The sequence below is a fragment of the Nonomuraea sp. NPDC049784 genome (assembly GCF_040659615.1).
Lineage (GTDB): Bacteria > Actinomycetota > Actinomycetes > Streptosporangiales > Streptosporangiaceae > Nonomuraea.
The window spans coordinates 1-20,864 of record NZ_JBFAMX010000144.1; the positions used below are offsets into that span (position 1 = coordinate 1).

Here is a 20,864-nt window from a genome sequence, read left to right on the forward strand (position 1 = left end):
GTCGGTGCGCCACTCGGTGATGGAGGTCCGCGCGGTGCCGTCCAGGAGCGGGATCTCGCGGGAGGTCTCGCCCTTGCCGGAGCGGACGATGACCTTGCCTTTGCGCGCCGAGAGCGGGACGTCGTCGTCCAGAGCGACGAGCTGCCCTGAATCACCACGTCAGGATCCTCCAACAGGTGCTGCGCGTGGACCGACCCGAAGTAGCGCTTGCCGGACCCGAACACGACGGGTACGACGTCCATGCGCACCTCGTCGATCAGGCCCGCGGCAAGCACCTGGCCACCGACGTCGCCAGCGGCGACCTCGACCATGCGGTCACCCGCAAGCTCCTGCGCCTTGGCCACGGCTGCCTCGACGCCGTCGACGAAGTGGAACGGCGCCTCGGGGTCCCAGCCCTCGGGCATCGGCCGGTGCGACACGACGACCACGTGATCGATCCCGCCCGGAGGCTTCCCGTCCCAGCCGTCCGTCATGTCGAAGACGTGGCGGCCCACGATCGTGACTCCGATCTGGTCCCAGTACGGCCGGGTGTAGTCGTAGGACGTCTGCGACACCTTCACCTCGCCGCTCTCGTCCAACGGGACATCACCGCTGGACAACCAATCGAACAGCGGTCCGGGCTGGTCATTCTCGTCCGCGACGAAGCCGTCCACCGACACCGAGCTGTACATGACCACCTTGCCCACGGGGCTCTCCTCTGCTTTGGGGTGCCCCCAAATTAGCGTGTCGTGAGCTGCCGCTTCTTGTAAGAAATCAATCGGCCGGCAGCGGCCAGCTGTCCAGCACGTGGCCGGGATGTTCGCGCAGGAACCGCCGCCGGACTTCGACGTACCGGGTCGGCGTGAGCCCGGTGAACGCCCGGAACTCGTGGCCGAAGTGGGCCTGGTCGAAGTAGCCTGCGCCACCGGCGAGGTCGCCCCAGTCGATCGGTCCGGCGGGGTTGATCGCGAACACGGTGGCGGCGAAGCGGTAGGTGCGGGCCAGCCGCTTCGGCGTGACGCCGATGAGCTCCTTGAACCGCTGTGCCAGATGAGTGCTGCTGACACCGGCTGCCACCCTCAGGTCGCCGATCGCCACCGCCCCGCTGGTCGCCGCGATGACACTGCTCGTATGGCGGACCAGCCCCAGGCCGGCGGTCTCGCACAGCCGTCGCATTAGCTCCTCCTCGAGCAGCGTCAGCATCTCGTGCGGTCCGTCCGCCGTGGCCAGCCGGTCTCGCAGCTCAGCAATGGCGGGCCGGCCCCAAACCTGCTCTACCGTCACCGGCCGGTCACACAGCTCGGCCGCGGGCATCGGCAGGAACGGCGCCAGCCCCCACGGCTTGAAGTGCACGCCGACGGATCGGGTCCGGAGTGGGTAGCCGAACTCCAACGCGCGGGTGGGCATGGTGACCACGCAGCCGTCGGCGTACTCGGCCGTCTCGATGTCCGTGCCGGCGCGGATGCGGAACGGCGCCCCGAGGTTGACGATGAGCAACGCCGACGGCATCGGCGGCAGCGTCAGCCGGGCGTACGGCGGCGCACCCTCCAGGTAGTAAAGGTCGTCGATCAGCCCGTCCAGCGGCGGTCGCGGCACTCTGGACACGTACTCCACGCCCACAGCATCGCCGCCACCGTATTCGCGATCAACCCCGCCGGCATCGAGCGCCGGGATGGTCCAGCCGCGCTGCCGCCGGAACGGGCGAGCGTCCGGCGTTACGCAGTCGGCAGGTCGGTGAGGTCCAGGCGCCGGTCGGTGCGCAGCTGGATCTCACCGTAGGGGGTCATGTTGGTGTGGAACAGCGGCGTGAGCCCGCGCCGGTCGGCGTCGGTCAGGACGTTCTCCCACTCGGGTAGGGCGAGGGTGTCCTGGATCATCAGCGTGTTGATCAGACCGAGGGCCGACTGGAGAATGTGCAGGCACAACATCCCCAGTTCCTGTTCTTCGCGCCGGTTGGAGGCGAGCTCTCCGCGCTTGCCGAACTTGATGTAGTCGTTGACGCCGTTGTAGTTCTCCACCACGTTCAGCCCGGATTCGGTCTCCCGCTGAAGATCGCGGTCGCGAAGCCAGCGGGCCATTATGTGGAATCTGATTTGTCAAGCGTGGCACTACGGCACGGCGATGGATATCGACTGGCCGGTTTCGCGATGAACCTGGACAATCGCCTGTCGTGATGGGTATCTCCGGCTTCGAGCCGACCTTTCTCGTCGGCCTTGAAGCCATCCGCGAGGAACACGGACCGGGCCTGGCCGCGCTTGGTGGTCGGCGTCTGACCGGCTTCGCGATCGTGCGTTTCATCGAGGACGGGGACTGGTATGCCGAATGCCCCGTCGTCTTGGACTTCGACGGCGTCCAAGTAGAGATCAGCCACTCGAAGTTCGATGAGCTGTCGATCAGCTGGAACACCATCGACACGACGGCTGCGATCACCGGCTGGGAGTGGTTCGAGCTGACTCCGGCGTGGTCCAGCGCCGACGAACGGCTTGAGCCGTTCATCGGCCAGGAACTTCGCGAGGTGGCTCTACTTGAGTGGCGGCCATCGCGTCGTGACGTGGCGGCCGGCACCCTCGCTGTGGAGTTCGTCGTCGACACGGGCCGCTTCCACATCGCCAACGCTCTTGATGAGAACAGCATCGACCTCGGCGACGCTCATCCAGAATTCGTGCGGCACCCACTCGGTTGTGGCGCGGCCTGACTAGGTCGGCCTCCGGTTGATCTCAATGACCGGCAGCAGGGTCGCCTGGGCCGGTGTGCTGATTTCCCGGAGTGAGGGAGACGGCGGTCACGGTCAGCCTCCGTGTGCGGTGAGTGTGTAGCCCTCTGGGCCCTCGAAGGAGAACACCGGCCCGAAGGGGCTGTCCGCCATCGGGGTGAGGATCTTGATCCCGGCGGCGGTGAGCTGGTCGTGGAGCTTGTGAGCGTCGGAAGTCTGGAACCAGAGCACCACGCCGAGACCCGGCCGTGCGGCGTTGGCGAGGTCGATGCCCGGGAGGAGCTCGCGGACGGCGAACGGGATCGGCTTGGTGTCGAACACGACCGCGTGCGGCGGCGAGACTGCGGCCCGGCGCAGGCCCAGATGCTGCTCGCAGAAAGCCGCCGCTGCATCCACGTCGCGGACTTGCAGGGCGACGAAGTCGGGGCCGTCGATGGTGACAGACATGGTCTCCTCGATTCTTATGTCAGAACTTTGACATAACCGAGACTAGGACGCCGGGGGATCCTATGTCAAAATGCTGACATGATGGAGAGCATGCCCGCCGAGCCGCCCCACCTCGCGAAAGACGTCACCCAACACGTGGGATACCTGATCAAACGCGTTCAGGCCGCCCTGCGCGGCGCCATGGACAAGGTCCTGCGCGAGCACGGGCTGACCGTGCCGCAATACGCCACTCTCGAACTCCTGGCCCTGCACCCCGGCATGTCCAACGCCGACCTCGCCCGCGCGACCTTCGTCACCCGGCAGTCCGGAAACGTCGTCCTGCGGGGCCTGCAGGAAGCGGGACTGATCACCCGCCCCACCACCGCCGACCACGGCCGCGCCCGGCCCGCCCACCTCACCGAGGAGGGCCACAGAAGCCTGGCCGCGGTCCAGGCCGCCGTCTACGCCATCGAACAGCGCATGGTCAAGGCGATCCCGCCACAGCGCCTGGCAGCGCTCCTCACCGACCTCGACCGCATAGCGGCAGTCCTGGAGGAATGACACGCCAACCTGTTGCTGGGCGCCCTTATGACGAGCCGGAAGGTGCCGTAAGGGTTGATGTTCGACCAGAACAGCGCGGTGAGCCCCGCCGGTCTCGTTGACCACCTGGGCCGGCTTCCTTCGAACTCCGACCTACCCTGAAGTGATCATGAGTAGGGCCGCGATGGAAACGCAGAGGAAACAGTAGCTGGTCTACCAATGAGCCTCGAATGTCCTCGCGACGAGGCGTCTCGGCTGTGAGCAGAGGCACCGGCGCGTCCCGTACACGAAAGGATCCTTTGTAGTGAATCACGCGGCCACAGCCCGGTTCGCCGCCCTGGCATGCGCGATGCTGACGTTCAGCACCCCCGCGCCCGCCACCGCTGCCACCTCCGACAACGCCGGCCTCACCCGTTCCCGGTACGGCGACGTGCAGGAGGCCATGAATGCTCTGGTCAAGACTTCCGGTGTGGTGGGCGCCATCGGCGAGCTCTACGTCGACGGCAAGCGGGTGGGCAAGGGGTCGGCCGGCTCCCGCCTGCTCAGCCGCAAGGGCGGCCAAATCCCCTCCGGTGCTCGGTACCGGATCGGCTCCCAGACCAAGCAGATGACGGCCACGGTGCTGCTGCAGCTGGTCAAGGAGGGCAAGCTCGGCCTGGATGACAAGCTGGCCGACGTTCTGCCAGAGGTGGCGCAGCAGGATCTGGTGGAGCGGGCCGATGAGATCACCCTGCGGCAATTGCTCCGGCACACCTCCGGGATCCCCGACTTCTTCGCCTCCGGGCAGTTCGACGACCCCTTCGACTTCACGACCTACTATCCTCCGATCGATCTGGTGAAGGCGTCGCGCAAGCTGCCCCGCACGGGAGAGCCGGGCGCGGGATTCTCCTACTCGAACACCAACTACGTGCTTCTCGGCCTGATCATCGAGAAAGCGACTGGCCGTAGCCTGTCTGCCGAGCTGACCCGGCGTCTTTTCGCGCCTCTGGGGATGAGCCGCACCTATCTGCCCACCAGGCCTCCTCAGGGCATCAGAGGCCCGCACGGGCACGGCTACTACCCCGACGCCGAGGGCAGGCCGCGCGACGTGGACCGGCAGAACGCAAGTTTCGGTGGCGCGGCCGGAGGGGTCATCTCCACCGCGCACGATGTCAGCGCTTTCTACCGCGCGTTCAACCAGGGCCGGCTGCTGTCGGCGGACCTGCAACAAGCGATGCTACGGCCGCTACCCGGTCTGTGCGGGGGAACGGTCGCGCCGGCTGCGGGCAATGGCCCCGGCTTCCTGGCCGTGACCCTCACCTCGGCCGACGGCCGGCTTCAGTTCGCCGTGTCCACCACCCTGAAGGTCAAGAACGAGCAAGCCATGGCCGTCGGTGACGCGATCAACAAGGTCGGCGAAGCCGTGCTCTGCCCCGGCCAATGACCGGGAGTCATCCGTCAATCGCGATATCCGCCCATGAGCGATCCACCGAGGCGGGGCCCGGCGAGGTGCGGTGACGCCGCTCCCTGGCCAGGCCCAGTCAGTGGATGTTGAAGCCCGGTCCGGCCCGCGGAGAGGATCGGAACGGCCAGCAGCGCCCAGGCCCGCGAGGCATGAGCGGTTCGGCTGGTGCTTGCCGGTCTTGATGGTGAGCTTGCGAGATGCGCTCGGGCACGACAGCGCCCCCGCAATGTGGGCGGGGGCGCCGTCGTGCTGCGCCGCGGGGGCCTGGGTCAGATCCTGGTGGGCAGGGCCTGTTCAACATAACGGGCGCCGAAGCCGCCGGTGGGCAGGATCTGGGAGATGGTGTCCCGGTCGGCCTGGGTGAGGGTGAGGCCGGCGGCGACGTTCTCCTCCACGCGCTCGGGGCTGCGGGTGCCGGGGATGGGGACGATGTCCTCGCCCTGGGCGAGCAGCCACGCGAGCGCCGGCTGGGAGACCGTCGCGCCCTTGGACGCGGCCAACTCGGTGAGCTGCTGGACGGCGTCGAGATCTGTCGCTGGCTCATGGGATGTTCTCGGGCCGGTGGTTCGCCGACATTGCCGTACGTCACCGCCCGTGCATCATCCTTTGAGGCGCGGGCCGGCGTGCCCGGCCAGACACAGCCAGCGGCCCTCTTCCTTGACCCAGGTCTGGGTCATCGGCATCCGGAACGTCAGGCGGTCGCCTTCGCCGGTAACGACGTCGTCGGCCACCACGCAACGCAGCACCGCGACCTGCCCGACCACCACCACCTCGGCATCGGTCAGGGACTGCTTCTTCCACGTGATGGCCCCGGCTGTGTTGGACAGCACATAGTCGTCTCGATCGAACTGCTCGCCCAAATGTGACGTCCAGCGAAAGTCCGGATGCAGCAACCGGCGTAGCCGATCAGGATCTCCTGCGGCCAAAGCATGGGCGCGCTCGAAGGCCGCCTCGATGACCTCCTGTTCCGCATTCATGTCCGGAGTCTCAGCCTTGACACGTAGGAGATCAAGGCTGGTGTCCGAGGTGGCGCGGCAGGTTCCGTAACCGGCGCGGGCGTCCGGACAGCGCGAGTCACATGGTGTTCGCCGACACCCCTGCCCGTTCACCTCGACATTTGATGGCGATGTGGGTGGCCGCCTCGTCGACGATGGTGGCGGGCAGGGCTTGGAGCGTGAGGTCGAGGACGGCGTGTGAACAGCCCGTCCCCGTGGGGAGTCAGTCGTCGCTTGGGAGCCTGGCCTCGCCTGCCGGCTGGCGAACCGCGGTCTCGACGAGCTTGCCGACCCGCGCTGCGGGAACGACGATGCCGGGTGTCTGGAGGGTCCAGCGGAGGAAGGCCTCAACGCTCATGGCTGGCGTTTCGCCGAGATAGGGCCGGATGTAAACCGGTGTGTTCGGTTCACTGCGCCAGCTGGCGGCAAGCGTGCCGATGTCCACCGCGTCATAACCGAGGACATCCAACAGCCGGGCGGCCTCTGTCTTGGCCTCCGCGTCGTCACCGGCGATGGGCAGGGCGCTGCGGTCCGGCGCGCCCGCGGGCCGGGCGAGGGTGAACAGCTGGTGCGGGGTGATGTTGTTGAACGCCTTGACCACCTGGGAGCCCGCGAGGTGGCGCTGCATCAGGGCACTGGAGGTCAGTTCGCCCGCATCCAGTTCGGCCAGATGGCCGTCCCGCTCGGGGTAGTAGTTCGCCGTGTCCAGCACCGTCTTGCCGGCCAGAGCTTCGGCGGGGAGCAGTTCGTACGCCTTCAGCGGGATGGCCGCCACCACCAGGTCTGCGGCGCCGGCCGCTTCTGCCGGTGTGGCCGCTCGGGCACGCCCGCCCAGCTCAGCGACAAGATCAGCGAGTGTCTCAGGCCCTCGCGAATTGCTGAGGACAACCTCAAGGCCAGCCGCGACGGCCAGGCGGGCAACGGAAGAACCGATCATTCCGCTGCCGATGAGTCCGAGCGTTTGGGGCACGGATTCTCTCCGTTCGTTCGTGTAGATGTCGCGATATGAGCCGGTCGCGCGTGGGTGGCTCGCATGACAGCGTGGAACCGCCGCGACCGCCCGACCAGACCCGTGTTCTGCGTACTCACGGCGTGATCACCCGCCGTGCGCTCAGACGTAGGGTTGTCGCGTGGACGACCGGACGGAGCTGAGCGAGTTCCTCAAATCACGCCGTGCCCGCCTGCGCCCGGAGGACGTCGGGCTGCGCGATTACGGCGGAGTGCGCCGGGTGGCGGGCCTGCGGCGTGAGGAGCTGGCCAGGCTGGCGGGCGTGAGCATCGCCCACTACACGCGTCTGGAACAGGGCAAGGGCGACAGCGTCTCGGACGAGATCTTGGACGCCGTCGGCGCGGCGCTGCTCCTGGACACCGACGAACTGGCTTACCTGCAACGGATCGCACGGCGTCCCGCGCCGTGTGCCGGGGCCACAGCCTCGTCTGAGGTGCCTCCCAGCTTGCGCTACCTGCTGAAGTCGTTCGTGATGACGCCGGCGCTGGTGGTCGGCCGGCACACCCAGATCGTCGGCTGGAACCAGCTCGCCGTGGCGGTGTTCGGCGACTTCCCCGCGCTGCCGGAGAACCGCCGCACGTTCTCGCACCTGCTGTTCACCGAGCCGTACCTGCGCGAGCTGCACCGCACCGGCTGGGAACGGGCGGCACGCGAGCACGTGGCGCATCTACGCGTTCTGCTCGGGCGGTATCGCGGGGACTCCGGACTCGCGGCGCACATCGACCACATGCGGCAGCTGAACGCGGACTTCGCGCGGATGTGGGCGGAGCACCCGGTCGCGCAGGTCAGGTCCCGGGCGTACGTGCTGCACCACCCGGTCGTGGGGGAGCTGACCCTGCACGGCGAGCTCATCAAGCTGCCCGACGAGCCGGCGTGCTGCGGGCTGGACCTGTTCGCCGCCGAGCCGGACTCGGCATCTGAGCAGGCACTGCGGAAACTTGGGAGCTTGTAAGCCGACGCGCGGGCAGCTCCGGCCATAGGCCGAGGGCTGATCCGGTTCTTCACGATGTCGAATTTCGGTACCCCTTCGAGGGACGCTGTGCGAAGGTTCTGCAGAAGATCAGGCGAACCGGGGAGTTTGATGTGGAACGGGCGCAGTCGTCCATCGTGGACGGTGCCGCGAGCGTCTTGGGGGAGCGCCGGTGACCAGCGACGCGGTGGGCCCCCCGCGCCCGGTCCGGGTCGATGAGCTTCCCGAGGGACGCCGGGCGTTGCTGGCGATGTACCAGCGGGTGCGCTGGTACGCGGTACCGATGTGGATGATCGAAGCCGCGACCGAGCGGCGGCTGGCCGGTGATGTGGAGGGCGCCTGCGCGGCGGCGGGTATCGACCTGGACGTCGATTTCGCGAAGGTGGCCGAGGTGAGCGGCCAGGAGACCGCCGACGTGATCGCGGACGACCTGCGCCATCTGGCCCCCGACCTGCTGCGCTGGCACATGCCCCGGGTACTCCACCCACCGGGCGCGATCTGGAACTGGACCGGTGTGCTCCGCCGGTACCCGGCCGGAGGCGGCGCGAACCTGACGGTGGGCCAGGCGTGGAAGGACCCGGTGCGGCTGAAGCTGCAGGTGCGGACCAAATGGGAAGGGAACGATGTGTTGCCGGACCGGGGAACGTGGACGTATCACCTGCACCGGTCCTACTGGGATGCCCGGCACACCGATGAGCTGCGGGAACGCTGCGGCGGAACGGACCGGATCCCGTTCTTCCACGCCGACGGCCGCCCGCTGGCCGTGGACGAGCTGCCCGACGGACCACGCCCGGACGATCCGGTCGCCACTGTGGAGTGGCTGACCATGCTGTGGGATCGCGGCCGCACCGGCGAGGCCCTGGCGGCGTGCGGGATCACCCTCGCCCCGGGCGAGCAGGAGAGCTGGCCGGTCCGGCCACAGGCGGCGGTGGAGCGGCTGGTGGCCGAGGCCCGCAACGTCCTCGACCACGGCGTGCCCGAGCCGGCCTTGGTGAAGCCAGGCCGGCGTCGCCAGCGGACGGTGTGGGTGGACGGCAACGACGAGACGTGGCCTTTCACGGATGTGGAATTGACATTCGAAAGCTCCGGAAAGGTCACGGCGCGCCGCCGCGACCGCCCGATCGGCGAAGATCTGATCTTGACCCTCGCCGAGTACCGCCATCCAGCCGACTTCGACCTGCTGCGGTTCGGATACCTGCAACCGGGCGACCTGCACCCGTTGGTCTGTCAGGCGCTGTTCCCGGCGCGCGACCCCACCGCCGGCGGCGGGCCGCCATCGCCACCGCGGTCGGCCACGGGGAGCCGGGCCGAGCAGGACCAGGAGTTGATGGAGCGGGCCTACCACGGAGACGCGCCCGGCGTGATGGAGCTGCTGGACGGCGGTTTCGACCCGGCGACCCGCAACGAGACAGGGGAGACGCTGCTGCACCTGCTGGTCCACCTCGACCACGGGGAGCTGCTGCCTCGGCTGCTCGCCGCCGGCCTGGACATCAACGCGGTCGACACGGAGGGGCGTACCCCGCTGCACGCCGCGGCCGAGTGGCTGTCCGCGAGGCGCCGCGCCGACGACCTGATCGACCGGCTCATCGACGCGGGCGGCATCGACCTGTGCCGGCAACGCGGCGTGGACTGCCTCGGGAGCGAAGTCACCCGGACACCACCCCCGCCGGAGGACGCCGTTTGGCAGCTGCGGCCCCCGCCGACCGGCGAGCAGCTCGAGCGGTTGCGCAAGGCGGCGCGGCGCGACCGCTACCGTTCGATGGTCCGCTGGGCGCGAGGACTGTACCTCACGGGGCTGGGCCCGCGCGATGTGCTGGCCGAGTGCTACGGGGTCGCGTTCCCGGACGAGTTCTTCGCGCTCGCCGAGCACGTGCCGTTGGCCGGCCACCGGCCCGAGGACTTCGACCACCATGCCTGGAAGCTGGCGGTCCCACCCGATCGGGGCGGCCCGGTCGCGCCGCGATCCGGAACCTTCGGCGACCTCGACGACGACTACAACGACGAGAAGGTTCTCGAGCGCGATCGTGACCTGGTCCCGCTGCTGCGGCTGAACGACCGCCACACCGCATACGGCGGCCTTACCCTTTGCTACCGGTTGAGCGAGCTCACCGCCGGTCGGCCCGTGGTCTTCGGGATCGACACCTTCGACCCGGCCGAGGAGGTGGAGCGGTGCGGCGCTTCCCTGCTCGCGGTTCTGCGGGACTACCACGCCGCCGCGGCCGGTCGGCTGGAGGCGGTGGAGCGGCACGCGCCGGAGCGCGCCGCCCCGCAGCGATTGACCGACCACCGAGCGGCGCTCGACCAGGTCGAGGCCCTGATCCGGCCCATCGACGACCGCGCGCCGACGACGGAACCCCCGCCGACGACGCCGCGGGAGCGGGCCTCACGCGGCGACTACCGCTCGATGGGCCGCCTGGCGCGGGCACTGTACGCCACCGGGCTCGGCCCGCGTGAGGTGCTGGCCGAGTGCTTCGGGGTCGCGTTCCCGGACGAATTCTTCGTGATCGTCGACGCCGACCCTCACGACGCGATCCCCGGGGACGTCACCAACCTGCCGTGGGAGCTGGCCGTCCCGCTCGACCGGGGTGGTCCCGTGGTCCGGCCCTGGCCGACGATGTGGCAGGCCGAGCGGCGGATCTTCGCTTGGGACCCGGATCTCGTACCACTCCTCGCGCTGTACGGCGACCCTCGGATCGACCACGGTGCGAAAAGGCGGCAGCCGCGTGACCGCCACGGCGGCCTGATCCACTGCTACAGCCTGAGCGAGCTCGCCGCCGGCCGGAGCACTGTCGTCGGCGTCCCACGGCGCCGAGCGGAAGAAGCCGGCGAACTGTCCGTCAGGCCCACTGGCCAGTCCCTGCTCACGGTCCTCCACGAGTACGCCACCGACAACCTCCGCTTGGACGAATGGGAGATCATGCAACCGTGGAACTGGGGTGCGGGCTCCCTGGACGAGACGCAGGTTGAGGAGTCCCGCGAGCGCGTGGCGGAGATCGAAGCGCTCCAGCGCCGCCTGAGCGACCGCACGAGGCCGACCGAGAAATGACCCACCCAGACATGACCCCGGCCGGCCACCCCGCGCGACTGGAGCAGGGACACCCGTTCCGGCAGTGGAAGACCTGGCGGATACCCGGCACCGAGCTGACCCTTACCGGCTACTCTCGCGCGAACGACAAGACGTTCTTCCACATCCCCGAGTTGCGGTGCAGCCTCGACGCGGGGCTGTGTGAAGGACGACAGGTGGACACGGTCTTCCTGACCCACACCCACCACGACCATTCCAAAGACCTCGACTACCTGGCCGCCAATCCCTCCGGCACGGACATTTACCTGCCCGCCGAGGCGGTGCCGTATGTGGAGTCCTACATACGCGCATCCGCGGAACTGAACCACGGCGCGGGGTTCGATCCCGCCCTGGCGACGGGCCACCGCCTGCACGGAGTGCGGCGCGACGACGAGTTCAGCTTCGGACGCAGGGGACACCACGTGCGGGTGGTCGAGTGCGAGCACAAGGTGCCCTGTGTGGGATACGCCTTCTCGCAGCGGAGCAAGACGCTACGGCCGGAGTTCGAAGAGCTGCGGCAGTCCCTGGTACGGCAGGGCAGGGGCGGCGAGTTCGGTCGGATCATGGCGCTGAAACGCCAAGAGGGAGTCGAGGTCGACCACGAGGTCCGGCGACCGCTGTTCGCCTTCCTCGGCGACACGCACGTGAACGTGTTCGGACGTAACCCGTGGCTGTTCGAATACCCGGTCATCATCACCGAATGCACCTTTCTGGACGATACCGAACTGGAGCGCGCGAAGCGGATCGGGCACACGGTCTGGAGCCAACTGCGACCTGTGGTCGAGGCCCAACCGCAGACGCTGTTCGTCCTGACCCACTTCAGCCTGCGCCACTCCGACCGGCAGGTCCTCGCGTTCTTCCGGCAGCAGTGGGAGCAGGCGGGAGGTGCGCGGCCGGACAACGTCCTCCTGTGGGTCCACCCGGACAGCCACCTGCCCGAGCAGCACCAGCACCGCACGTCCTGACCCGCTATGCCAGGACCGCAGCCCACCCGAGCTCGCCCCAGATCTGCACGCCGACCACTCCGGCCAAGTGGAGGGGTCGGTCGATGACGCTCTGGACCTGCTGATCTCCACCCGGCTGCCGGCGGGCGCCGAGCGGGAGCCGTCGAAGGAGAAGCTGCGCACGCTGCCGCGGGTGGAGAGGGCTCCGGCGACGCCGGCCGAGGCGGTGCGGGTGCTGGTCGAGGCCACCGACGACCAGATCGGCACAGCCACCGGCGAGGTCCTCACGCCGGGGCCGGCGTCGGTCGGCGGCGATCGAGCCGGTCGTGGCGCGTCAGCAGCTGACCGCGGCCCCGTGGAAGCGATCCGAGCTCACCTCGCCGGCCGATTCGCCATGGTCCGGCCCTTCCTGCCGCGGCGGTGAGATGATGGAGTTCGGGACGAGGGCCAAGGGCTGTCCCCTTGATTACCCAGGGTCGCCGTTCGGACCGCCGAGGTTGAAGATCAAGCCAATAGCCTTGGCGGCGTCCGGAGCCTGTCTGACGCCGGCCTGATATGCGGGTTCCCAAGCGGCGCGGTCGGTGATATCCGGCCCGAACGCCTCGATCGCCCCGGCGTCTGGCACCAGCCGTACGACTACCCCTTCGTCTGCCGCAACACCGTTGGTACCGGCCATGTGCGCCATCGGCTCAGCGACGATCAACACACCCGCATCGGCGGCCAGATCGACGTTGGTGCCGGCCCTGAGAGCACCGTCGATATAACGACGCCCATCGATGGTGATCGGCGGCGCGGTCGCGGGGAAGGCGATGCTGGCCGCCACAGCCTCAGGCAGCGATGCGGAGCCGTGCCGGTCCCATATCACCGCCTCGCCGGTCTCGGCGTCCACCGCTGGGATCAGGAGCGGCCGATCTGGCCATTCCGCTGCGCCGACCAGCGACCGCATCCGGGCAATGGCGGCATCCTCGCCGCCGGTCGAGGCGGTGATAGCGAGTCGGCCGACCCGGCGCAGGGCCTCGGCTCGCTCAAGCCCGGTATCGCCGAGCGTCGCAAACACTTCCGCAAGTCTCTCCGGATCGGTCCGTACACCGCCGCCAGGATCGGTCGGCGGGGGCAGCACGGCGAGCCGTTCGAGGTCTCCTCCACTGGCCAGGATCGCTCCCACGATCGCGCCCGCCGACGTACCCACGATCAGATCGGCCGCGCCCAGGTCCGCCCCTTCCCAGCGCAGCCCCGCCGCCAGCCCGGCCAGCCACGCCGTACCGACCGGGCCGCCGGGCCCCAGAACGACCGCGGTCTCCACCTTCACTGCCCAGCCTCCTCAAGCGCGATGTCTCGGCCGTGGAAACCCGGCCGGTCCTCCAGGAAACGCATACCAGACGCCCCCTCGCCCATCACGTCGTCCACCCGGCGGGGTTTGCGCTGCGGGGTGCCATCGGGCGCGACCGTCGCCAGCTGTCCGCGTTCTCGACCAGGCAAATACGTCGCTTCAACAGAGGTGAAAGCCATGGCCAGACCCTAGAGAACATCAGCGACACTCGCATCGGCCGAAAGCCCCAGCCATCACCGTGACGATCGGCCTAGGTCTCGTCCCGTCACATCGAAACTTCCTCGAGAACCACCCGCTCACCGTAGACGCTCGACGGAGCGGTGATGAGCGCCACCAGGGCGGCTTCCTTGGCCCGGCGACTCGCTCTGTCAGAGGTGAGCAGCGCCGGAGCTTCCGTCGTCCCGATCGCCGGAGGCGGTGAGCAGGAAATCGGGCGGGGAGCCGTCCCAGTCGGCGGCGTCCAACGCGTTGAGAGCGGCGACGATTTTTCTCTCTTCGTAGGTGAAGTGCGATTCCAGCAGCGCGGCCAGGCCGTCCAGTTCGGCTCGCGCACGCTGGGGCTGGGCCGCGTCGTCGGTGCCGAGACCCTCCAGCAGGTCCTGCAACCTGCGCAGGATCTCGCTGACGATCCGGTGGTCGCGTGTCAGTTCCTGAAGTACGGGCCGCAGCTGGGGGAACTGCTCGGCCAGCGCGGGAAATGCCGCAGCATCCTCGCCGGTGTGATGACGCTCCAGGACCGAGCAGAAAGCCAGGCAGTGGGCCCGCAGCTCGCGGGGTCGCTCGGCGTGGCCCGCCAGGTGGGCGTCAACGTCTTCGCGTAGCCTGGCGAGCTCTTCGCGGAGCCAGAGGTGCACGTTGAGCAGCTGGTTACCGAACGCGCTGAGGCGGTCGTCACGGGTGGGTGTTTCCATGGGTGTCCCATGTTCCGGCGCCTCCATGCCCTCGGCGATCTGCTTGCCGGGTACACCGCGACGCTGGCGACGGATCCCATCACTCTTCTGGCCGGCAGTCAAGCCGCCCATGGAGCGAAGACGCACACATACCGTCGAATCCGCACGCGGGCGACGACGTAACCAGAGCCACACCACGTACCTTCATACACACTCAGACACCAACAGCTCCAAGCCCCCGGCAATGCGTCTGCCTGAGCAAGTCAGGAACGTCGGGTCCTCAATACGCGCGCATAGCCTCGTTGCTACCGATGGCGTGACAGCAGCCAGTCCGTCCAGGATCAGCAGCCGCAGGCGACGGCGTGGACAGGAGCCGTCAGCGGGTCGGCGGGTCGCCTCTCCACGCCGGAGCCGGTCACGACCGGGAAGCCCTCGCGCGCCCAATACTCGAAGCCGCCGATCATCTCCTTGACGCGATAGTCGAGCTTGGCGAACTCCAGCGCCGCTCGGGTCGCGCCGTTGCACCCGGGCCCCCAGCAGTACGTCACCACGGTCACGTCGCGGGAGACGACCGATGGCGCGCGTGCGGCGATCTCCGCCGTGGGCAGGTGAAGCGCGCCCTCGATGTGGCCCTGGCGCCAGCTCTCCCCGCTGCGCGAGTCGACCACGACGATGCGCGAATCGCCGGCGGTGAGATCGGCATGGACATCGGACACGTCCGTCTCGAACGCCAGACGGGCCGAGAAATGAGCGACGGCGGCGGCCGGGTCGGCGGCCGGAGTGGCGAGAACAGCGGACATTTTCGGGACTACCTCCAACTCGTTTCCTCTGATGGTGCCGCCCGCCCCCGTGCTCTCACGAGTGGCATGAATGCCTAATACCGCTAATATCCAGCCATGCTCCAGCGCTATGACAGCAACCGCACCGTCTCGGTCCTGGCCTTCGACGGCATGAGCCCCTTCGAACTGGGGTGCGTCGTCGAGGTCTTCGGGCTGCCTCGGCCGGAGCTGGACGTCCCGTGGTACGACCTGGTGGTGTGCGCCGAGCACGATGGCCCGCTCCGGGCGGTCGGCGGCTTCACCGTCCAGGCGACGCACGGGCTGGACGTGTTCGCCGAGGCGCGGACGGTGATCGTCCCGGGTGTGCCAGACGTCCGCGCCGAGGTCTCTCCCGCGCTCATCGGCGCGTTGCGACGGGCGCACGAACGGGGCGCCCGCATCGTGTCGATCTGCTCGGGGGCCTTCGCCCTCGCCGCGGCCGGGCTCCTGGACGGCCGGTCGGCCACCACGCACTGGAGATACGCCGAGTTGCTACAGGAACGTTTTCCTCAGGTCGGGGTCGATCCCGGCGTGCTGTACGTGGACAACGGCGACGTTCTGACGAGCGCGGGTAGCGCGGCCGGCATCGACTTGCTGATCCACCTGGTCCGCCGGGACCATGGCCCGAGCGTGGCCAACACGGTGGCCAGGAGGCTGGTCGTGCCTCCGCACCGTGAGGGCGGCCAGGCGCAGTTCGTCCAGGCCGCGGTCGCCCCCGTCGAGGACGACGACGCCGTGGCGAGGGCGATGGAATGGGCGTTGGCCAATCTCTCCCGTCCGATCACGGTGGCGGTGCTGGCCCGAGTCGCCGGGATGTCGCAGCGCAGCTTCGTCCGGCATTTCAACCGGAGGACCGGGACAAGCCCGCTGCGCTGGGTGATCGCACAGCGGATCGCGGCCAGCCTGTCCCTGCTGGAGTCGTCCACGGTGCCGGTCGAGGAGGTCGGGGCCGCCGTCGGTTTCGAAAGCCCGGTGACCTTCCGCCACCACTTCAGCCGCTCGATGCGCACCTCCCCGTCCGCGTACCGGAAGGCGTTCGGCCGCTGACCTGGCCGCCTGCTCGTGTCAGGCGTCGCGCCTGCGGTGAAGGCTGCCTCGCCAGGACGCGACCAACCCCTTGACGACAAGCCCTTGTGTATCGATAAAGTTGCGAGCGTTTTATCGATACATATCGCGCTGAAGGACTGTCCATGAGCAATGTTGTCGTGCCCGCCATCATCAACCTCGATGTCGAGGGCCCGGTGATCAACCGGCATCTTTACGGCCACTTCGCCGAGCATCTGGGCCGGTGCATTTATGGCGGGTTCTATGTGGGCGAGGACAGCGACGTCCCGAACGCCGGTGGGATCCGGCTGGATGTGGTGGAGGCGCTGCGTGCGCTGAACATCCCGAACCTGCGCTGGCCGGGTGGCTGTTTCGCCGACGAGTACCACTGGATGGACGGCATCGGGCCGAAGGACCAGCGCCCGGCGATGGTCAACACGCACTGGGGCAACGTCGAGGAGAACAACCACTTCGGGACGCACGAGTTCATGGCCCTGTGCGAGCTGCTCGGCGCCGAGCCGTACATCAGCGGCAACGTCGGGTCGGGCACGGTCAAGGAGATGAGCGACTGGGTGGAGTACCTCACCCGCGACGGCGATTCGCCGATGGTGCGCCTTCGCAAGGCGAACGGGCGCGAGGAGCCGTGGCGGGTGCGCTTCTGGGGGCTGGGCAACGAGGCGTGGGGCTGCGGCGGCAACATGTCCGCCCAGCAGTACGCCGCCGAGGCGCGCCGGTTCGGCACCTACTGCCGCGACCACGGAGACAACAAGCTCTACCGCATCGCCGCCGGCGCGAACTCCGGCGACTACGCCTGGACCGAGACGCTCATGAAGCAGCTCGGCGAGCTGGGGTGCGCCTATCGGCCCGCGGGCTTCATGCAGGCGCTGTCGTTCCACTACTACACGATCCCGGGAACGTGGCAGGACAAGGGCGACGCCACGGTGTTCGGCACCGACGACTACTACGCCACGATGGCCCAGGCCGCGCGCATCGATGAGCTGATCACCGGCCACTCCAACGTCATGGACTGCTACGACCCGGGCAAGAACGTGGGCCTGGTGCTGGATGAGTGGGGGACGTGGTGGAACGTCGAGCCCGGCACCAACCCCGGCTTCCTCTACCAGCAGAACACCCTGCGCGACGCCCTCGTCGCGAGCCTGCACTTCGACATCTTCCACCGCCACGCCGACCGCCTCGTCATGGCCAACATCGCCCAGACGGTCAACGTCCTGCAAGCAATGATCCTCACCGACCCCGACTCCGGCGCACTCGTGCTCACACCGACCTACCACGTGTTCGAGATGAACAAGGGTCACCAGGACGCAGCCTCACTGCGGGTCGACCTCCCCGCCGGCGTGCCCGCCCGTGAGACGCTGAAGACCGTCTCGATCTCGGCCAGCCGCAAGGACGGACGCGTACTCCTCTCACTGTCCAACCTGGACGCGGCCGAGGCGATCGACATCGACCTGGACCTGCGCGGCGGCGCCGTGGCCGACGTCCGCTCCCGCGTCCTCGCCGCCGAGAAGCTCCAGGCCCACAACACCCCCGAGACGCCTGCCGCCGTCGCGCCCCGAGCGCACGAGCAGGTCACGACCACCGCGTCCGGACTGCGGGTGCACCTGCCCGCACACTCCTTCGTCACCGTGGAGGGACGCCTCGCATGAGCGCCCCCGGGCGCATCACCATCGGCCGAAGGGCAAGCCTTCCGGATCTCGTTCTTCGCCCGTTCCTCCACGAGGGCAGCCGTCCGCTGTGGCCATACTTGCCCGGTGCGGCGCAGTAGGCTCAAGTAAGCGGCGACCGCAGTCGGACATGGTCGGATCGGATCCGGCCAAAGGAGGCAGGACCTGAGGAGCGGCATGGTCACCATGAGCGACGTCGCCAAGCTGTCCGGGGTGTCGAAGATGACGGTCTCCAACGTCATCAACGGCCGGTCCGGAGTCAGCGACCAGGTCCGCCGCCGGGTGCTGGAGGCGATCCGCCAATCGGGCTATCGCGTCAACGTCTCCGCCCGGACCCTCAGATCCGGGCGGACCGGCGTCATCGGGCTGGCCGTGCCCGAGATCGACCGGCCGTACTTCGGCCAGCTGGCCGCCCACGTGATCGACCAGGCGCGGGCTCACGGCTTCCACGTCGCGATCGAGCAGACCGGCGCGGCCGCGACGGGGGAGCTCGAGGCGATCACCCGTTCGCACACCCTGCACTTCGACGGGCTCATCCTCAGCGCGGTCGGAGTCGACCCCCAGGATTCACGGCTGACCGCCGGCGACTACCCGATCGTGATGCTCGGCGAGCAGAACTTCGACGCCAAATTCGACCACGTCGCCATGCCCAACGAAGAAGGCACGAAAGCGGCGACCGTCCATCTGATCGACCGTGGATGCCGCCGGATCGCGATCGTCACCGGCAGCGCCCTCGACGGCGTGAACGTGGTCACGCGCCGCTACCAGGGCTACCTCGCCGCGCTCGCCGAACGGAGACTCGACCCCGATCCGGCACTGCTGTACGCCGTCAACGGGATGACGCTCGAATCGGGCCGCGACGCGGCCCACCGCCTTGTCGACGCCGGTCACGAGGTCGACGGCGTGGTCGCGGTGACCGACACCGTCGCCCAGGGAGTCCTCCGCGGCCTCGCCGATCGCGGCGTCCGAGTCCCCGGCGACGTCCACCTCATCGGCTTCGACGACATCCCCGAGTCGGCGTACATGGTCCCCTCGCTGTCCACCGTGGCGCCGGACCACCGGTGGATGGCCGCCAAGGCCGTCGAGCTGGTGACCGCTCGCATCCAGGACCCCTCACGCCCGGCCCGCGAGTACACCGCGCCCTTCGACCTGATGGCTCGCGAGTCCACTCGCTGACGCACGCCCCGCATGACCGAGGAAATTCGGTCGACGGCCGGGTGCGGCCGCTGCCAGCATGGGACGTGATGTACCGAGCGTAGAAACACTTCGATCACTGCTAGGGGATGGTCCCCGGGCCCCGCGGCCCGGCGTTTCGACCATCGCCCCGTTCGGGCTGCTTTTCATGCAGCACTCCCACCCGTGATCGAAAGGACTCTTCGTGGAGCTCCACGAGTACGCAAGGTACGACGCTGTCGGCATCCGTAACCTGATCAAGTCGGGTGAGGTCACCGCCGACGAGGTAGAGGCCACGGCGCGGCAGGCGCTGGAAGCGGCGAACGCGAAAGTGAACGGCCTGGCGCTGCCGGTGTTCTCCCCGGCGCTCGACCACGCCGCAGACGGGCCGCTGTCCGGTGTCCCCTTCCTGATCAAGGACCACGGGCCGGTGGCCGAAGGGGTGCCGTTCACCCTGGGAAGCCGTGCCCTGCCGGGCATCGTCGCATGGCGCGACACCGATCTGATGACGCGCTTCCGGGCCGCCGGCCTGGTCACCCTGGGCCTGACCACCGTGCCGGAGATGTGCGTCAGCTTCTCCACCGAACCCCTCAGATACGGCCCGGCACGCAACCCATGGAACCTCGACAGGGGTGTGGGCGGGTCGAGCGGTGGCGCCGCGGCCCTGGTCGCCGCGGGGGCGGTGCCTGTCGCGCATGCCAGCGACGGGGCCGGCTCCATCCGGGTCCCGGCTTCCTGCTGCGGGCTGGTCGGGCTCAAACCGAGCCGGGGCCGTGTGACGCCCGGACCCGATGCGGGGGAGCTGATGCTCGGCATGGCCTACGAGTTCGCGCTGACGCGCACCGTCCGCGACGCCGCTCACCTGCTGGACGCCGTCCAGGGGCCGGGGATCGGCGACAAGTACACCGCGCTGCCCCCGCGCCGGGCGTACGCCGACGAGATCGGGACCGATCCCGGCCGGTTACGGGTGGCGGTGGCCACCGAAGGCTGGGCGGGGACGACGGTGGATCCCCAGGTGGCCGCAGCGGCGGTCCAGGCGGGCCGAGTGCTGGAGCAGGCGGGGCACACCGTCGCGGAGGCGAGCCCGGTGGTCGATTGGGAGGCCGTCATGCAGGCCTGGGTGTGCGAGGGAGTCGCGATCGCCGCCACGCTGCTGCTGGCTCCGCGGGAACCTGACGAGGCGGAGATGGAGGCCGTCTCCCGGCAGTTCTTGAAGGCGGCCAGGGAGTACAGCGCGCTGGACATGCTGGCCGCGCTCAACGCGCAGAACCGGGTGAGCCGGTCGGTGGGCGCGTTCTTCACCGGCTATGACCTGCTCGTCACCCCGACGCTGGGTCGCCTCCCGGCGCCGCACGGCACCTTGCGGTTCGACGGTCCCGGCCAGACTCTGACGAGCTGGCTGGAGTCGTTGACCGAGTACGGGCCGTTCACTCAGGTGTTCAACGTCACCGGCTTGCCGGCGATCAGCCTCCCTCTCGCTCACAGCGAGGACGGGCTGCCGATCGGCGTGCAGATCGTCGCCGCTTACGGGCGTGAGGATCTGCTATTCCAGATCGCCGCTCACCTGGAACAGGCCATGCCGTGGAAGGACCGTATTCCGCCGGTCTTCGTCGGAAACCTCTGACACGGAAGGCGGGCCCGTTCCCCAACGGGGGAGCGGGCCCGCGCTTGCGAGGTCACTGATCCCGCGGGCCTTCGGGCGGCGTAGCGGGGCACACGCAGGACAGGGCGTGGCGGAGGACGGTGGCGAAGGAGTCGGTGTTGCCGGGTTGGAGCCAGTGCCGTCCCGCCACGCGGATGGCCCCGGCGACCGCGGCGGCCATGACGGCGGGGAACAGGTCGC

21 protein-coding genes and 1 pseudogene are annotated in these 20,864 nt (G+C 68.8%); 11 read left to right on the top strand and 11 right to left on the bottom strand.

The window, feature by feature from the left end; genetic code table 11:
• From AB0J09_RS27035 to AB0J09_RS27045, 3 genes are all read right to left on the bottom strand, one after another.
• Nucleotides 1-686 (bottom strand): dihydrofolate reductase family protein (locus tag AB0J09_RS27035; protein ID WP_360696703.1); only part of this gene is annotated, 686 nt, incomplete at its 3' end.
• 67 nt (nt 687-753) lie between these two features.
• Complete coding sequence (locus AB0J09_RS27040) at nt 754-1,593, bottom strand: helix-turn-helix domain-containing protein (protein WP_218006931.1); 840 nt, start codon at nt 1,591-1,593, stop codon at nt 754-756.
• A 101-nt stretch (nt 1,594-1,694) separates the two neighbouring features.
• Nucleotides 1,695-2,057, bottom strand: a complete 363-nt coding sequence (locus tag AB0J09_RS27045; protein WP_360696707.1) for a Tn3 family transposase — start codon at nt 2,055-2,057, stop codon at nt 1,695-1,697.
• Between the two features lie 92 nt (nt 2,058-2,149).
• On the opposite strand from AB0J09_RS27045, the gene AB0J09_RS27050 reads away from it, so the two are divergent.
• Nucleotides 2,150-2,674, top strand: coding sequence for a hypothetical protein (locus AB0J09_RS27050; RefSeq protein ID WP_360696710.1), 525 nt, complete (start codon nt 2,150-2,152; stop codon nt 2,672-2,674).
• Between the two features lie 93 nt (nt 2,675-2,767).
• Here the strand turns inward: AB0J09_RS27050 and AB0J09_RS27055 are convergent, their stop codons facing one another.
• The gene (locus tag AB0J09_RS27055) at nt 2,768-3,139 is read right to left on the bottom strand and encodes a VOC family protein (protein WP_360696713.1); all 372 of its coding nucleotides are present in this window, start codon (nt 3,137-3,139) and stop codon (nt 2,768-2,770) included.
• A 78-nt stretch (nt 3,140-3,217) separates the two neighbouring features.
• Here AB0J09_RS27055 and AB0J09_RS27060 point away from each other — a divergent pair, with 78 nt between their 5' ends.
• A complete protein-coding gene (locus AB0J09_RS27060; protein ID WP_360696716.1) occupies nt 3,218-3,679 on the top strand; it encodes a MarR family transcriptional regulator in 462 nt (153 codons plus the stop codon).
• Between the two features lie 283 nt (nt 3,680-3,962).
• The gene (locus AB0J09_RS27065) at nt 3,963-5,081 is read left to right on the top strand and encodes a serine hydrolase domain-containing protein (protein WP_360696719.1); all 1,119 of its coding nucleotides are present in this window, start codon (nt 3,963-3,965) and stop codon (nt 5,079-5,081) included.
• A 290-nt stretch (nt 5,082-5,371) separates the two neighbouring features.
• Here AB0J09_RS27065 and AB0J09_RS27070 read toward each other — a convergent pair.
• From AB0J09_RS27070 to AB0J09_RS27080, 3 genes and pseudogenes are all read right to left on the bottom strand, one after another.
• Nucleotides 5,372-5,626 (bottom strand): annotated as a pseudogene (locus AB0J09_RS27070) (aldo/keto reductase); the annotation flags it as partial.
• Between the two features lie 75 nt (nt 5,627-5,701).
• Nucleotides 5,702-6,079, bottom strand: coding sequence for a nuclear transport factor 2 family protein (locus tag AB0J09_RS27075; protein WP_360696722.1), 378 nt, complete (start codon nt 6,077-6,079; stop codon nt 5,702-5,704).
• Between the two features lie 241 nt (nt 6,080-6,320).
• Nucleotides 6,321-7,067, bottom strand: a complete 747-nt coding sequence (locus tag AB0J09_RS27080; RefSeq protein ID WP_360696725.1) for an NAD(P)-binding domain-containing protein — start codon at nt 7,065-7,067, stop codon at nt 6,321-6,323.
• Nucleotides 7,068-7,227: 160 nt separating this feature from the next.
• Here AB0J09_RS27080 and AB0J09_RS27085 point away from each other — a divergent pair, with 160 nt between their 5' ends.
• The 4 genes from AB0J09_RS27085 (at nt 7,228) to AB0J09_RS27100 (ending at nt 12,508) form a co-directional block, all read left to right on the top strand.
• Nucleotides 7,228-8,058: a helix-turn-helix transcriptional regulator gene (locus AB0J09_RS27085; RefSeq protein ID WP_360696729.1), complete on the top strand. Its 831-nt coding sequence runs from the start codon at nt 7,228-7,230 to the stop codon at nt 8,056-8,058.
• A 190-nt stretch (nt 8,059-8,248) separates the two neighbouring features.
• On the top strand, nt 8,249-11,122 hold the full coding sequence (locus AB0J09_RS27090) for an ankyrin repeat domain-containing protein (protein ID WP_360696732.1): 2,874 nt from the start codon (nt 8,249-8,251) through the stop codon (nt 11,120-11,122).
• 11 nt (nt 11,123-11,133) lie between these two features.
• A complete protein-coding gene (locus AB0J09_RS27095) occupies nt 11,134-12,105 on the top strand; it encodes an MBL fold metallo-hydrolase (RefSeq protein ID WP_360696735.1) in 972 nt (323 codons plus the stop codon).
• Nucleotides 12,106-12,172: 67 nt separating this feature from the next.
• On the top strand, nt 12,173-12,508 hold the full coding sequence (locus tag AB0J09_RS27100; RefSeq protein ID WP_360696738.1) for a hypothetical protein: 336 nt from the start codon (nt 12,173-12,175) through the stop codon (nt 12,506-12,508).
• 42 nt (nt 12,509-12,550) lie between these two features.
• On the opposite strand, the gene AB0J09_RS27105 is transcribed toward AB0J09_RS27100, so the two are convergent.
• The 4 genes from AB0J09_RS27105 to AB0J09_RS27120 form a co-directional block, all read right to left on the bottom strand.
• The gene (locus tag AB0J09_RS27105) at nt 12,551-13,393 is read right to left on the bottom strand and encodes a patatin-like phospholipase family protein (RefSeq protein ID WP_360696741.1); all 843 of its coding nucleotides are present in this window, start codon (nt 13,391-13,393) and stop codon (nt 12,551-12,553) included.
• Nucleotides 13,390-13,593: a hypothetical protein gene (locus AB0J09_RS27110; protein WP_360696744.1), complete on the bottom strand. Its 204-nt coding sequence runs from the start codon at nt 13,591-13,593 to the stop codon at nt 13,390-13,392. Before AB0J09_RS27110 ends, AB0J09_RS27105 begins: the two co-directional genes overlap by 4 nt.
• A gap of 189 nt (nt 13,594-13,782) precedes the next feature.
• A complete protein-coding gene (locus AB0J09_RS27115) occupies nt 13,783-14,325 on the bottom strand; it encodes a hemerythrin domain-containing protein (protein WP_360696747.1) in 543 nt (180 codons plus the stop codon).
• 320 nt (nt 14,326-14,645) lie between these two features.
• Nucleotides 14,646-15,104: a rhodanese-like domain-containing protein gene (locus AB0J09_RS27120; RefSeq protein WP_360696750.1), complete on the bottom strand. Its 459-nt coding sequence runs from the start codon at nt 15,102-15,104 to the stop codon at nt 14,646-14,648.
• Between the two features lie 96 nt (nt 15,105-15,200).
• On the opposite strand from AB0J09_RS27120, the gene ftrA reads away from it, so the two are divergent.
• The 4 genes from ftrA to AB0J09_RS27140 all read left to right on the top strand — a co-directional run bounded on the left by ftrA (nt 15,201) and on the right by AB0J09_RS27140 (nt 20,645).
• Nucleotides 15,201-16,169, top strand: a complete 969-nt coding sequence (gene ftrA, locus AB0J09_RS27125) for a transcriptional regulator FtrA (protein WP_360696752.1) — start codon at nt 15,201-15,203, stop codon at nt 16,167-16,169.
• A gap of 143 nt (nt 16,170-16,312) precedes the next feature.
• Nucleotides 16,313-17,830, top strand: a complete 1,518-nt coding sequence (locus AB0J09_RS27130) for an alpha-L-arabinofuranosidase C-terminal domain-containing protein (RefSeq protein ID WP_360696755.1) — start codon at nt 16,313-16,315, stop codon at nt 17,828-17,830.
• 195 nt (nt 17,831-18,025) lie between these two features.
• The gene (locus AB0J09_RS27135; protein ID WP_360696758.1) at nt 18,026-19,024 is read left to right on the top strand and encodes a LacI family DNA-binding transcriptional regulator; all 999 of its coding nucleotides are present in this window, start codon (nt 18,026-18,028) and stop codon (nt 19,022-19,024) included.
• A gap of 202 nt (nt 19,025-19,226) precedes the next feature.
• The gene (locus AB0J09_RS27140) at nt 19,227-20,645 is read left to right on the top strand and encodes an amidase (RefSeq protein ID WP_360696761.1); all 1,419 of its coding nucleotides are present in this window, start codon (nt 19,227-19,229) and stop codon (nt 20,643-20,645) included.
• Nucleotides 20,646-20,864 lie beyond the last annotated feature (219 nt).

What these genes read in the sequence shown, in the direction of transcription:
- AB0J09_RS27095 (WP_360696735.1), top strand. Translation starts at nt 11,134, where the DNA reads ATGACCCCGGCCGGCCACCCCGCGCGACTGGAGCAGGGACACCCGTTC.
- AB0J09_RS27045 (WP_360696707.1), bottom strand. Translation starts at nt 2,057, where the DNA reads ATGGCCCGCTGGCTTCGCGACCGCGATCTTCAGCGGGAGACCGAATCC.
- AB0J09_RS27115 (WP_360696747.1), bottom strand. Translation starts at nt 14,325, where the DNA reads ATGGAAACACCCACCCGTGACGACCGCCTCAGCGCGTTCGGTAACCAG.
- AB0J09_RS27110 (WP_360696744.1), bottom strand. Translation starts at nt 13,593, where the DNA reads ATGGCTTTCACCTCTGTTGAAGCGACGTATTTGCCTGGTCGAGAACGC.
- ftrA (WP_360696752.1), top strand. Translation starts at nt 15,201, where the DNA reads ATGCTCCAGCGCTATGACAGCAACCGCACCGTCTCGGTCCTGGCCTTC.
- AB0J09_RS27120 (WP_360696750.1), bottom strand. Translation starts at nt 15,104, where the DNA reads ATGTCCGCTGTTCTCGCCACTCCGGCCGCCGACCCGGCCGCCGCCGTC.
- AB0J09_RS27075 (WP_360696722.1), bottom strand. Translation starts at nt 6,079, where the DNA reads ATGAATGCGGAACAGGAGGTCATCGAGGCGGCCTTCGAGCGCGCCCAT.
- AB0J09_RS27130 (WP_360696755.1), top strand. Translation starts at nt 16,313, where the DNA reads ATGAGCAATGTTGTCGTGCCCGCCATCATCAACCTCGATGTCGAGGGC.
- AB0J09_RS27135 (WP_360696758.1), top strand. Translation starts at nt 18,026, where the DNA reads ATGGTCACCATGAGCGACGTCGCCAAGCTGTCCGGGGTGTCGAAGATG.
- AB0J09_RS27055 (WP_360696713.1), bottom strand. Translation starts at nt 3,139, where the DNA reads ATGTCTGTCACCATCGACGGCCCCGACTTCGTCGCCCTGCAAGTCCGC.
- AB0J09_RS27060 (WP_360696716.1), top strand. Translation starts at nt 3,218, where the DNA reads ATGATGGAGAGCATGCCCGCCGAGCCGCCCCACCTCGCGAAAGACGTC.